This window comes from Puia sp. (assembly GCF_035546395.1).
Lineage (GTDB): Bacteria > Bacteroidota > Bacteroidia > Chitinophagales > Chitinophagaceae > Puia.
Genome location: NZ_DASZXR010000005.1, coordinates 264,848 through 278,605, shown reverse-complemented (window position 1 = coordinate 278,605; position 13,758 = coordinate 264,848). Strand labels below are relative to the sequence as shown.

Here is a 13,758-nt window from a genome sequence, read left to right as displayed (position 1 = left end):
GGCCCATTTTAAATCAACTTGGTATGAAGATATTTCGGTTTGTGGTCATGGCTTTGGCGGGCGCGGTGTCGCTTTTTTCCTGTGGCAAGCATCATGATGGGGATGTGACGATCTCCGATCAGCAGTTTCGGGCCGGCGACTTTGTGCAGGCCGGGGACACCCTGAACTCCAAGAACGGCAGCAATGGCCGGAGCATCAAGGGGACCTTACAGTCAGGCAAGACCTATTATCTATGCAGTCTTTATGCGGATGCGACGATAAATTCCGGGGATACCGTGGTGGTGCAGAGCGGGGTAAGCGTATTGGTGGTTGGGCCAGCGACGGGCGCCGGGGCTATCGGGACGCAGGACCATGCGCCGGGGATCATCGTGAACGGGACCTTTCTCTGCCTGGGCACCAAGGATAAGCCCAACTGGTTCACGGTGGCGGACGCCTCGCTGAAGAGCAACCCTGCGAACGATCCGCAGTCTCCTTCCACCGATCCTGCCTTCAAGGGTTATTGGGGTGGTATCCAGGGTGGCGCCGGCGGGGGGGATATCGTCATCAAGTGGACGCATCTTGAATATACGGGTGGGTTGGCGCCCTTGAACGGACCCAAGCCCGGTTCAAAACGATATGGGGTCTTTATTCAAAATCCGGCGGCCAGTCTTGTGGTGGAGGACAGCTGGCTGTATGGCTGCGCCAACGATATGTTGCGGCCGGCGGGCGGGAAATATGCTATCTTCCGGAATACTTTCGAGAAGATCGGGCTGACGGCGGGGGAATGCGTCAATGTGAAGAGTGGGAGTGTCGGGGATATCGGGTACAATCTTGTCGTCGGTGGGACGGGCAATGCGTTCAAGGCGGCGAATGCCGGCGGGCTTTCGCCGCAGGCGAGCATGGTCTGTTATAACAACACCGTTATTACGACCGGTTACCGGCAGGCGAAGGCGGGCGAGGGCGGCTCGATAGATTTCGAGCAGGCCGGCAGGGGGCTCGCCTATAATAACCTTCTTGTCAACTGTGCTTATGGCCTTGGGATTCGCGGAGGCGGTGGTTCGGTGCCGATTGCGGATACGGCCAATATCCGGTATGGCAATACCTACAATTATGGGGACCTTGCTGAATTTACGACGCAATTTTTGCCGGTGGGCTTTATCACGGTGCAGCAGGCCACGGATATCAACGGGGGTAATGCTACGACGCCGGGAGCGAATCCGCCTAAATTCGTGAACTATCCGCTGCCTGCGGCGGCGGGCATCAATTTCAGTGCGGCGGATTATGTGGGTTCCTTCAATTTCCGGCTTGCGAGTGGATCGCCGGCTCTCGGCAAAGGGTTTACGGGATTCTCGCCTGCGGCTGCCGTCAGGAAGGATGCGGTGTTTGGAGTGACGGAGATCACTCCGCCGGGGAAGGATATCGGGGCTTTCCAAAGTGATGGAAGTGGGAATCAACATTAGATATTTGTGGTTGGCGGCGTTGTTGTTGGTTTTTGGGGGTGTAAAGGGACAAAAGGGAGATTCGCTGCCGGAGGTGACGATCAAGGGGTACCTGGATCCCGGATCGTTGCGTCATGCTTTGCGATTGCAGAAGGCTGCCGGGGTGATCGTGGAGGTGGTGCCGGAGGAGACGATCGAGCGAAGCACGGATCTTTCGATTGCCGATGTCACGCGCCGGGTGAATGGGCTTTCGGTGACGACGGATCATTCGGGTCAGTCGGAGCATACGATCATCCGGGGGATGGACCCGCGCTATAACTATACGCTGGTGGATGGGATCAAGATCCCGAGTCCGGGGGACCGGAGCCGGTATGTTCCGTTGTCGATGTTTCCTGCGGACCTGGTGCAACGGGTGGAGGTGTATAAGAACTTAAGCCCCGATATGGAGGGCGACGCGATCGGCGGGGTGGTGAATATGGTGTTGCGGAATGCGCCGGAGGAGCCGATGCTGAAGCTGCGGCTGACGAGCGGGTACAATCAAACCTTTTTTGACGGGTCGTACCTGGCCTTTGACCGGCATGTGGTCCGGCGGCGGAGTCCGTACGAGGTGCATGGGGCCGGCTATTCGGCAACGGCGGGCGATTTCAGCAAGGCTAATCTGAATTTTTATAACCGGCATCCGGCGCCGGATATACTGGGAAGTCTTGTGTGGGGACAGCGGTGGGTCCGAAGCCGGTTGGGGGTGCTGGTCGCCGCCGACTACCAGGACGTCAAGAGAGGTGTGTCCAGTTGGTTCATTCCGCCCAATAACCAGCCGGGGGAGAACAATACGCCGGGATTGACGGATCTTTACCGCAGCCAGTATTCGTCTACCCTTATCCGGGAGGGCCTTCATTCGAAGGTGGACTATGTATTCAATCCCCGGCATTCGATCGCTTTTTACCAGCTGTATGCCAGCCAGCAGGATATCGAGAGCAGGAGCCGTGTGGATACCAGTCTCAGCCTTGGGAGGACGGGACCGGGTACGGGGCGGATCACTCTTTCGGACCGGAGCCGGGTTCATCTTCAACATTTGTACAGCGCCAGCCTGCGGGGAGAGGACCGGCCTGGCGCTGCGTTTACTGTGCGATGGGCTACGGCCTGGTCGGTGGCGACGGGGCTTTATCCCGACTGGAGCGAGCTATCCGCGAGTACGGCCCGGCTGGAAGGTCCGGGCGGGGCGGTCACGCAGACCCCGTTGCTGCTGGATGGGATGACGCGCAGCTGGCTGCGAAACCGGGAGCGGGATCTTTCCTCCTATGTCCATGGCGACTATCATCGCCGGGTGCGGGATCACCAGTTGATCGTCGGTGTGGGTGGCATGTACCGGGACAAGCAACGGGATAATTTTTACAACAATTATATCTTCCAGCCCGCCATAACGACCAACCAGGGACAGCCGTTCACGGACATTTATCATGCCGTGTGGGCAAATGGCGACGGTCCTCAAAATCCGCTGGGAGCGGTCAACAATCCCAATACGTATCATGCGGGCGAGGACATTGGCGCGGGTTATGTTTCGTTGCAATGGAAGGGGAAGCGGGCGGATTGGACCGTCGGGCTTCGGTATGAGAATACCCGGCAGCATTTTGTGTCGTCGGTGGACCCTGCGGTAAGTTATGGTAAAGAGGGGAGTATCCGGTATGACGACTGGCTGCCGTCGGTGGCGATGAAATGGCGGCTGACGGACAAGCAGGCATTGCGGCTGGGTTGGTTCCGGAGCCTTTCGCGGCCGGCGCTTTATGATGTGACCTTCTATTCCCTGCAATACGAGGATTTCCGCGAGGTGGGCAATCCTTTTCTGCGGCGTTCGCATGCCGACAATTTCGATCTGCGCTATGAATGGTATCCCGGCGAGCTGGACCAGCTGCAGCTTGGGATCTTTTATAAACGGGTGCGGGACCCTTACGAGCGAACCTTGCTGAATGGCAACGACGAGCTGTATCCGCTCCCGAGTCAGGGATTGTCCTATACTCCTGCGGGAGAGCTGACGGCGCAGATGCGCAATGCGGGGACGGCGCATGACTATGGCGGGGAGTTGTTGGCGACCCGGTATATTGGCCGGTGGGGTGTACAGGGTCAGTATACCTATACCTATTCGCGGTTGACGCAGGCCACCAAGTTTGTGACGAGGGCGGTGCCGGGGGATGCTTCCAGTGACCTGGTGACGGTGACGCGGATGGAGTCGCGGCCGTTGCAGGGACAGTCGGCGCATCTTGGGAACCTGAGCCTGATGTACCGGGCGAAGGGTTGGGACGCGCGGGTGTCGGCGATGTATACGGGGCGGAGGATCTATTCGGTGTCGGGATGGTATGGGTTGGACTACTGGCAGCGGGGGTATACGGTGATGGATGCGAGCTTTGGGCGCGAGCTGGGGCATGGGTGGAGGGTGTTTGTGAAGACGGATAACCTGTTTGGCACCGCGACCACCGTGGATCTGCTTCGGGCGAACCCGGATCTTGCGAGTGGGTTCCTGCCGGGGCAAGAGCGGGCGGACCGGATCACGGTGATGCGGCAGGAGGTGCGGGCGAGCTATTTTGCGGGGGTGCAGTGGAGGGGGAAATAAGGGGGGCGGCTTTGTGGCGGCGCGGACACCGGGTGTATCACCACCGGACAGGTGGAGGGTGCGGTTTTGCGATAAATTGTTGATATAAATACCGTTGGGAGTTCGGCACTGTGTTCGTGGGCATTTTTGCATGTTTAAAAACTACTTCAAGACCGCCTGGCGCGGGCTGCTCAATAATCGCGTTTTCAGTGTGCTGAATATTTTGGGTCTTGCGACCGGAATGGCCGTGGCGTTGCTGATCGGCCTTTGGGTGTCGTACCAATATTCGTTTGACCGGTGGCTGCCGAATTATAAGCGGGTCTACCAGGCCGAGTATCGGAGCGTCTCGAACGGCGTTGTGGGGACGCAGACCTCGGTGAGCTATCCTCTGGCGGAGGTGATCAGGAAGGATGTTCCGGGTGTGGAGTATGTGGTACAGACCGATTGGAATAATTATCATGGGCTCGTGAGTGGGGCCAGCAAGGTGTATCTGCCGGGTTTGATGGCGGGGGCTGATTTTCTGAATGCCTTTGAATATCCGTTGCTTCAAGGGAGTGCCGGGCGGGCGTTGACCGACCGGTATTCCATCGTGCTGACGGAGTCGACCGCGAAGGCGTTGTTCGGGAATGCCGATGCGATGGGGAAGACCGTGCGGATCGATAACTATCATGATCTTACCGTAACGGGTGTGTTGAAGGATGTGCCGCCGAATGCATCGCTGAGCTTTCAATACGTCCTTCCCTACGAGTTCTTCCGGGAATCGGCGGGCTTTGGGGAACACTGGGGCAATAACAATGTACAAACCTTTGTCCGGTTGCGGCCCGGTGTCTCGTATGCACAGGTAGAGCCCTTATTGCGGCCATTGATCAAACGATATGATCCCGAGGATTACCGGACGAACAAATACGAGGTCTTTCTTCATCCCTTAAAGGACTGGCATCTGCGCAGTGGATTTGTCGATGGCGTTGCGACCAGCGGCTATATCGACACGGTCCGCTTATTTGCCGTTATCGGATTGCTCGTGCTGGTGATCGCGGGCATCAATTTCGTGAATCTTTCTACGGCGCGAAGCGAAAAGCGGGCGCGGGAGGTAGGGATCCGAAAGGTGGCCGGATCGTTGCGCAGGGACCTGGTGATGCAGTTCCTGATCGAGTCGCTCGTGCTGACGGTTTTGGCCTTTGGGCTGTCGCTGGTGATGGTGCAGGGGTTGTTGCCGTTCTTTAATGAATTGACGGGCGCCCCTGTTCATATCCCCTATACGAGTCTTGTTTTCTGGGCGGTGATGATCGTCTATATCTTGCTGACGGGCCTGTTGGCAGGGAGCCGGCCGGCGTTTTATCTTTCCGGGTTCAATCCGACGAAAGTATTGAAAGGAACTTTGAAGGCGGGGCGCAGAGCTGCATGGCCGCGGCGGGTATTGGTGACCTTGCAATTTGCCGCATCGGTGGGGCTGATCATCGCTACGGTAGTCGTGTATCAACAGATCCAATATGCAAAGGACCGGCCGATGGGGTATAACCTGCAACGGCTTGTTATGTCCGATGTCAGCCCGGATGTTCAGAAGAACTATGCGGCCCTGAAGGCAGAGATGCTGAGCAGCGGAGTCGTGTCCAGCGTAACGAAATCGAATAGCCGGGTGACGACAGACGGCGTTTACGACGATATCGATGCCTGGCCGGGGAAGATGCCCGGTGAGACGCTTGGGATGTGTACGGTGGCGGTATCCGACGGAGATTATTTCAAAACGATGGGTATGGGCTTGGTTTCGGGGGTGAATTTCACCGCGAACCTGGGGGCAGATACCTTATCGGTTGTTTTGAATGAGGCTGCGGTAAAACGGATGCGGCTGAAGGAACCGCTGGGACAAACCATCACCTGGGCGGAGACCAAGCGGGTAAAGGTGATCGGGGTGGTGAAGAATGCGTTGATGGGTTCGCCTTTTTCGCCGGCGATCCCGACAATGTTTATCTATGACCCCGGTTGGTCGTATGTGATGACCTATCGGCTTGCCGATGGGGTGCCGACGGCGAAAGCTATTTCTGTGTTATCGGGGATCTTTTCCAAATACAATCCTTCCTTTCCTTATCTCTATGCCTTTGTCGATAAAAGCTATGAAGCGAAGTTCGGGTTGGAGACCCTGATCGGTAAGCTGGCCGGCATCTTTGCGTTTCTTGCGATCTTTATCTCCTGTCTCGGATTGTTTGGACTCGCGGCCTATGTCGCCGAGCAACGGATCAAAGAGATTGGTGTGCGGAAGGTGCTGGGGGCTTCGGTGGGGCAGGTGTGGATGTTGTTGTCAACCGATTTTGTGGTGATGGTGGTGATTGGGGTTGTGGTGGCCACACCGGTGAGTCTGTATTTTTTGCGGGGGTGGCTGCAGCAGTACGACTACCGGATCGCTATCAGTCCGTGGGTGTTTGTGGGGGCGGGTGCGGCGGCGTTGGTAGTGACGTTAGTGACGGTGAGCTTCCAGGCGGTTCGCGCTGCGTTGATGAATCCGGTCAGCGCGTTGCGGAGCGAATAGTGGGGAATTCTTTCCCCGGGCGCCTGCGCATGGCATTTGCCATTGTTTGGGTATGCTTGACGATGAGTTACACTGGTATAAAGACGCGGTCATATACGAACTGCATATCAAGGCTTTTTGCGATGGCGACGCGGATGGGGTGGGGGATTTCCAGGGCCTGATGACCAAGCTGGATTACCTGCAGGACCTGGGCGTGACGGCCATCTGGCTGTTGCCTTTTTATCCCTCGCCGTTGCGGGACGACGGGTATGATATTGCCGATTATTACACGATCAATCCCTCATACGGGGATGTTTCCCGCTTCAAACATTTGTTAAAGGAGGCGCACCGGCGGAACCTGAAGGTGATCACCGAACTGGTGGTGAACCATACCTCGGATCAGCATGCCTGGTTCCAGCGGGCGCGGATGGCGCCGAAGGGATCGAAGGAGCGGGACTTCTATGTATGGACCGACGATCCCGGGAAATACAAAGACGTACGAATTATCTTCCAGGATTTCGAGAAAAGCAACTGGACCTGGGACCCGGTGGCGGAGCAATATTACTGGCACCGGTTCTTTCATCATCAGCCCGATCTGAACTACGACAATCCTGCGGTGCAGGATGAGGTGTTCCGTATCCTGGACTATTGGTGCCGGATGGGGGTGGACGGGTTCCGGCTGGATGCGGTGCCTTATTTGTTCGAACGGGAGGGCACCAATGGCGAGAATCTGCCGGAGACGCACGCCTTTTTGAAGCGGCTTCGCAAGCACCTCGACGAGCATTTTCCCGGGACGGTGCTGCTTGCCGAGGCGAATATGTGGCCGGAAGATTCCGCTTCCTATTTCGGCAAGGGTGATGAGTGTCATATGAACTATCATTTCCCGGTGATGCCGCGGATGTTCATGGCGCTGCAGATGGAGGACCGGTATCCGATCACCGATATTTTCGATCAGACGCCGGACATTCCGGAGAATTGCCAGTGGGCGATCTTTTTGCGCAACCACGACGAGCTGACGCTGGAGATGGTGACGGACGAGGAGCGCGACTATATGTACAAGGTGTATGCCCGCGATCCGAAGGCCCGGATCAACCTCGGTATCCGGCACCGGCTTGCGCCGTTGCTGGATAATAACCGGCGGAAGATCGAATTGCTCAACTCGTTGCTTTTTGCGTTACCGGGGACGCCGGTGATCTACTATGGGGATGAGATCGGGATGGGGGATAATTTCTACCTGGGGGACCGGGATGGGGTGCGGACCCCGATGCAGTGGTCGCCGGACCGGAATGCGGGTTTTTCGACGGCCAATCCGCAGAAGCTGTATCTGCCGTTGATACTCGACCCGGAATATCATTATGAGTCGGTCAATGTGGAAACGCAACGGGCCAATACCTCCTCGCTGTTCTGGTTCATGAAGCGGCTTATTGCCGTGCGGAAGAAGTTCCGGACGTTCGGGCGGGGGAACCTGAAATTTGTCAATACGGAGAATCCGAAGGTGCTGACGTTTACGAGGACCTACGAGGATGAGACGTTGCTGGTGGTGGTGAACCTTTCGAAGTTTTCGCAGGCGGCGGAGGTTGACCTGGCGATGTATAAGGGATTTGTGCCGGTGGACGTATTCAGCAAGAACCGGTTCCCCGTTATCCGGGAGGATGGCCTGTATTTCTTTACGCTGGCGCCGCATTCTTACCAGTGGTTCGTGTTGGAGAAGGCGCATCCGGACATGGATGAGGACAAGCCGTTGCCGTTGCTGCTGCTGCGTCACCGGGATGAGGTGTTGGACGGGGCTGCGCGGCGGCAGTTGGAGAATGTGATCCTGCCGCGATACCTGGTGCGGGCCAAATGGTTTATCCCCAGGGAGCGGAATACCTATGTCGTGGCGATCGCCGAGCATACCGTTTTGGAGGTTGGGCATCGAAAAGTGTTCTGGCTGCTGCTGGAGATAACCGGGGATGACGGGGTACCGGGAATTTACCAGCTGCCAGTGTGGGTCGTAGATGGTGATACGGGGCGGCGGCTTGGCGAGGGTTATCCCGAGGCGTTGATCGCGGCGGTGCGGTCGGAAGAGGGGGAGGGGATGCTGGTGGACGCCTTCTTTAGCTGTGAGTGGCAGATGGCGTTGTTGCAGCGGTTGGAAGGCGGGCACAGGAATGGGCATAGCGGCCCGTTGCAATTCGAGGGGAGCGGGAAGGTGAATCAATTTTTGGCGGGGGCGAAGGACATTTGTTCGGCATCGCTGGCGAAGGTGCATGTATCGGATCTTTACAATACATCGATCGCGTATGACGGGGTGTTCGTTTTGAAGTTCTACCGGAAGGTGGACCGGGCGGTCAATTCCGACCAGGAGCTGACGCGGTATCTGTCGAAGGAGGTGCATTTCCCCTATGTTCCGGCCTTTATCGGGGGGATCGAGTGGAAGGACAAGAACGGGTGTATTGTGCTGGGGTTATTGCAGGAGATGATCGAGAACCACGGGGATGGGTATGGGTTCTTTTTGGAGCGGATGAATAATTATGTCGAGCGGATCCTGGCGGCGGACAAGGGGGCTCCCCTTCCGATCGAGCGTTTGGGTACTCTGGCGGAACCGATAGGTTTCGGGGCATTGCCGGAGGATTTGCAAAATCTGTTGGGGGCGCATGCGGCCGAGCAGATGCGACAGATCGGGGTGCGGACGGCGGAGCTGCACCTCGCGTTGGCGGCCGGGACGGGCCGGGACCTGAAGCCGGAGCCTTTTTCGCTGCACTATCAGCGGAGCCTTTTTTCGGCGATGCAGTCGTTGGTGCGGGAGACCTACCAGAACCTGGCGAGGAATGCGGCGGTGTTGCCAAAGGATATGCGGGAGCGGATGGACCGGATCGCGGCGTTCCGACCCGAATTGCTTGCGGCGTTGCAGAAGATCTATGCCAGGAAGCTGGATACGTTAAAGACGCGTATACATGGCAACTATCACCTGGCACAGATCCTGTTGACGGGGAAGGATATTGCGATAAACGATCTGAGTGGTGATCCTTCTATGTCCTACAGTGAACGGCGGCTGCGCCGGTCGCCTTTTACCGACCTGGCGTCGATGGTGATGAGCATTTATAACGTGGCGTTCGAGGGAGTCTTGAACAATCAGCAGATCCACGAAGAGGGTGTGCAGCGGCTGCTGCCGATGGCGGGCTTATGGGCCCATTATATGAGCGGATTTTTCATTCAGGCGTATAAGGAGCGGGCGGCGGGGGCGTCTACGGTTGTGGGTGCATTGATGCCTGCGAGCAGCGAGGATTTTGCGACGTTGCTGAATTATTTCCTTGTGCAGCGGGCGATGGGCGTCTTTAACGGCTATCTGCGGCGCGATCCCGGGCGACTGATGATCCCGCAAGCCCTTTTGCGGAACGTGCTGCGGCCGGAGCCGGAGGCAGTGACGACCGTCAGTCGCTGAAGTGAGGACGGTCACCCGGATTCCCGGGGCCGAAGGGTAATTTGAGCTCATGGCGAAAATATCCTCTAAGAGCGGGTTGGGGCCGGCGGGCAGGACGTTTGAAGCGTACCAGTCTGCTGTCAATGAAGCGGCTATTGTATCGATAACCGATGTTGAGGGGAAGATCCTTTACGTCAATGACAAGTTTGTCGAGATCTCCCAGTATGCGGCCGAAGAGCTGATCGGCAAGACGCATTCCCTGATCAACAGCCGGTGGCATCCGAAGGAATTTTTCAAGGTCATGTGGGCGACGATACTCTCGGGGAAGCCATGGCGCGGCGAGATCAGGAACAGGGCGAGAGACGGCAGCTATTATTGGGTGGATACGGTGATAGCGCCGGTTTTTGGCGAGAACAATCAGATCGTTCAATTTCTCTCCATACGTAATCTTATTACCGGGCAAAAGGAGAATGAGATGAGGCTTTCCCAGATGAAGCAAGAGTTGGTCAAGCGGGAGGAGCAGCTGAAGGAGGCGCAGCGGGTAGCAAAGACGGGCAGCTGGGTTCTGCACAGGGCATCCCAGCGGCTGGAATTTTCCGATGAGGCCTACCGGATCTTCGAGATACCCACCGGGGCGCCGATGAGCTATGACCGGCTGCTTGCAAGAGTACATCCCGATGACCGTCAACGGGTCAAGCAATGCTGGGAGGAGGTAGCGCGGAGCGGCCGGTGCAAGATCGAACACCGGATCGTTACCGGGCGGAGGGAAAAATGGGTCAGTGAGCGGGCCACCGGGGATTCCCGGTTGGATGGCCCGGGTGATGGAACGATCGGTATCGTACAGGACATAACCGAAAAAAAGAGAACGGATGAGATATTGAGGGAATCGGAGACGTTGTATAAGAGCCTTTTCAACCGGTCTCCCTTTCCCCAGGGTATTGTGGCGAAAGAGAGCATGGCCTTCCTCGAAGTGAATCGAGCGGCCATCCGGCTATACGGCTATTCACGGAAACAGTTTCTGGGTCTTACGGCGTTCGATATGCGGCTGCCGGAGGAGCGGGAGAGGATCGACGCGCAGCTGCGGCTTGGGAGTTACCTCAAGGATACCGGGATCCGGGCGCATAAAAAGAAGAATGGGGAGCTGATCTATGTGGAACCGCATTTTACGGAGATCAACTACAAGGGCAAGCCGGCCTTGCTGATCACGGTGAACAACCTCACAGAAAAACTGAAGCTGGAAGAGCAACTGCTGCAGGAGAGGGTATTGCATCAGCAACAGATCAACAGGGCGACACTGGAGGCGCAGGAGCGGAATCGGGCGGAGATCGGGAGGGAGCTACATGACAATATCAACCAGCTGCTTGCGGCTTCGAATCTTTACCTCAAGCATGCCCGGGAAGGGTCCCCTTGCAACCGGGAATTGATCGACAAGAGCATCGAGATAACCAACCAGGCTATTGCCGAGATCCGGCAATTATCGTGGTTCCTGGTGCCGCCGCCGCTCAAGGATCTGAATTTGAAGGAGTCCATCGAGGGGATCATCGCCCATATGGCACAGAACAATCTGCGGATAGACCTTGTGATGGGTATCCAGGAGGATCGTGTTCCCGAAGGTCTGAAGATAAATATCTATCGTATTGTGCAAGAGCTGCTGAATAATGTCATCAAGCATTCCGGGGCCAGGCGGGTCGAAGTAAAGCTGAGACAGGACGGGGATGTGGTGCGGCTTTCGATCAATGACGACGGTAAGGGGTTCGACATGCACAAGCGAAGAAGCGGCGTTGGGTTCACCAACATCGAACACCGGGCAGAGATATACAACGGGTCTGTGACGATCGACAGCAGTCCCGGACACGGGTGCCGGCTGACCATCGAATTCCTTTTATAGCCGGCCGAGGTATCAGCGTTGCGTGAATTCGTGGTCCAGCCATTCCTTCAGGACGATCGCATGGGCGTGCTCTTCGTCCTTTGTCGCATACAGGAGGGTGAGAGTCTTTTCCTGTTGGTGTTTTTCGATGAAGGTGTTTGCGGCTTCATTGTTCTTCAGTTCCGCCTTGTATCTTTTTTTGAATTCGGGCCAGCGGTCGGGGTCGTGGCCATACCATTCGCGGAGTTCCGTAGAGGGGGCGATGTCTTTGGCCCATTCGGCGAGGCGGGCGGCCTCCTTTTTTATTCCGCGTGGCCAGAGGCGGTCGATGAGGATGCGGATGCCGTCGGATTTGGCGGCGCCGGCGTAGATGCGTTTGATGTGGATGGTGGGATTCATAGTCGTACCTTTTATTTGGTCCCATTTTATTTGGTCCAGTCCCAGAGGACGACATCCCATATCCCCTGTGGGTCGTGGTGGGTGTCGATGACCTGGAATCCGACCTTTTGGTGAGCTTTCAGGGAGCGAGGGTTGGCGATGGAGATCTCGGTGAGGAGGAGGTCGTATTGATGGCGATAGAATCTTTGATGGCCTTCGTATAGAATGCCGACCAGACCCTGGCCGCGATACCGCTCGTCGACGCAGATCTGGCCCATGAGATAAAAGCGTTGCCGGCCGAGGGGCCGGCCGTTGTGGATCAGCGTGGAGGCGTGCTCGTAGGTTGGGATGGCGGCCGGGTAGGTGTCGAGGGAATCGGGTGTCAGGGTGATGGCGTAGCCGGCGAGGGCGCTGTCGTCCATGACGATGACAGAGGGGGCGACGGCGTGGAGGGTTTCGAGGATCTCGGGTGTATATTTCCAGCTTACGAAGCCTTCCTTTGCTTTTGTTTCGGCGGAGATGTTTGCGGAGAGGTTGGCGTTGGACAGGGCGGCAATCTGTTCGATCTGTTTTTCGGTACTGACGAGTTGGGCTGTTAGCATGTTGCTAGAATAATGATGTCTGGATGGCGGTGGGTTTTGGTTTTGCGGGGTTGAGGGCTTTGCGGCGGCTCGCGGCGGATGGAGCGATCCCGGGTTCGAGGGCGGCCGGTGGTTCGGGGACGGGGCGGCGTTTGCCTGCGGGGTTCCAGTCGGGGCCGGGGGCGCCGCGGTAGGAGCCGTCGATGGCGTATACTTCGGATTCGTTGTGGCGGGAGGCGACGATGATCGTGGCGCCGCCGGCCTGCGCTTCGAAGAGGGCTTGTGCGAGCTCGGGGCTGTTGTTGTCCTGCGAGAGATGTGCCAGCAGAAGATGGCTCATAAAGGGCGGACGGTAGGCGGTAAAGAGCTCAAGAGCCTGACGGTTGGACAAATGGCCGTGCCCTCCGCGGATGCGATGTTTCAGCGGCCAGGGATAGCGGCCTTTTTCGAGCATCTCCTCGTCGTAGTTGGTCTCGAGGAAGGCGGCATGGCATTGAGCAAAATGGGCGACCAGGTTGTCACAGACGACACCGATATCGGTAAAGACCCCGACGCGAACCGTGGGGGAGGAGACGACAAAGCTGTAGGGATCGGAAGCATCGTGGGCTTTGGAGAAGGCCAGGATGCTGAGTCCGCCGATGGAGACCGCTTCGCCGGCCTGGAAGCTTTTCACCATTTCCGGATCGGGGGGAAAGCGGCATTGTTCGAGGGTAGGGTCCGTGATGTAGACGGGCAGCCGGTAGCGGCGGGACAGGACCTCGAGGCCGCGGATATGATCGTCGTGCTCATGGGAGATAAAGATGGCTTTTACGCGATCGAGGGGCAGCCCCAGGCGGCGCATGCGCTTTTCGGTCTCCCGGCAGGACAGGCCTGCGTCGATGAGGACGGCCTCCCGGTCGTTACCGATGTAATAGCAGTTGCCGTTGCTGCCCGAGTTTAGCGATGCGATATGGAGCGTCATGGATAGGCAAATTTAGTTGTAATATTTTGGTTAAGCGGACGTTTTTGTGATAGGAAGATTTAT

General features: G+C 57.2%; 8 protein-coding genes. 5 read left to right on the top strand and 3 right to left on the bottom strand.

All coding sequences use genetic code 11. The features are described 5' to 3' along the window. Positions 1-23 precede the first annotated feature (23 nt). The 5 genes from VHE34_RS06045 (at position 24) to VHE34_RS06025 (ending at position 11,796) form a co-directional block, all read left to right on the top strand. The gene (locus VHE34_RS06045; RefSeq protein ID WP_325585696.1) at positions 24-1,439 is read left to right on the top strand and encodes a hypothetical protein; all 1,416 of its coding nucleotides are present in this window, start codon (positions 24-26) and stop codon (positions 1,437-1,439) included. Further along, positions 1,423-4,023, top strand: coding sequence for a TonB-dependent receptor domain-containing protein (locus VHE34_RS06040; protein ID WP_325585694.1), 2,601 nt, complete (start codon positions 1,423-1,425; stop codon positions 4,021-4,023). The genes VHE34_RS06045 and VHE34_RS06040 overlap by 17 nt, the downstream gene beginning before the upstream one ends. A 130-nt stretch (positions 4,024-4,153) precedes the next feature. Continuing rightward, entirely contained in the window at positions 4,154-6,526 is a 2,373-nt protein-coding gene (locus tag VHE34_RS06035; RefSeq protein ID WP_325585692.1) for an ABC transporter permease, read from the top strand. Between the two features lie 52 nt (positions 6,527-6,578). Further along, positions 6,579-9,929 carry a maltose alpha-D-glucosyltransferase gene (gene treS / locus VHE34_RS06030; RefSeq protein ID WP_325585690.1) on the top strand — a complete coding sequence of 1,117 codons (3,351 nt, stop codon included), beginning with the start codon at positions 6,579-6,581 and terminating at the stop codon, positions 9,927-9,929. Between the two features lie 49 nt (positions 9,930-9,978). Then, positions 9,979-11,796: a PAS domain S-box protein gene (locus tag VHE34_RS06025; protein ID WP_325585688.1), complete on the top strand. Its 1,818-nt coding sequence runs from the start codon at positions 9,979-9,981 to the stop codon at positions 11,794-11,796. Positions 11,797-11,808: 12 nt separating this feature from the next. Here the strand turns inward: VHE34_RS06025 and VHE34_RS06020 are convergent, their stop codons facing one another. Genes VHE34_RS06020 through VHE34_RS06010 form a run of 3 tightly spaced genes read right to left on the bottom strand, consistent with a single transcriptional unit; the run spans position 11,809 to position 13,695 of the window. Beyond that, positions 11,809-12,174 (bottom strand): DUF488 domain-containing protein, encoded by a 366-nt coding sequence (locus VHE34_RS06020; protein ID WP_325585686.1) that lies wholly within the window; start codon positions 12,172-12,174, stop codon positions 11,809-11,811. Positions 12,175-12,200: 26 nt separating this feature from the next. Continuing rightward, the gene (locus VHE34_RS06015; RefSeq protein WP_325585684.1) at positions 12,201-12,755 is read right to left on the bottom strand and encodes a GNAT family N-acetyltransferase; all 555 of its coding nucleotides are present in this window, start codon (positions 12,753-12,755) and stop codon (positions 12,201-12,203) included. 4 nt (positions 12,756-12,759) lie between these two features. Beyond that, positions 12,760-13,695, bottom strand: coding sequence for an MBL fold metallo-hydrolase (locus VHE34_RS06010; protein WP_325585682.1), 936 nt, complete (start codon positions 13,693-13,695; stop codon positions 12,760-12,762). Positions 13,696-13,758: the final 63 nt, after the last annotated feature.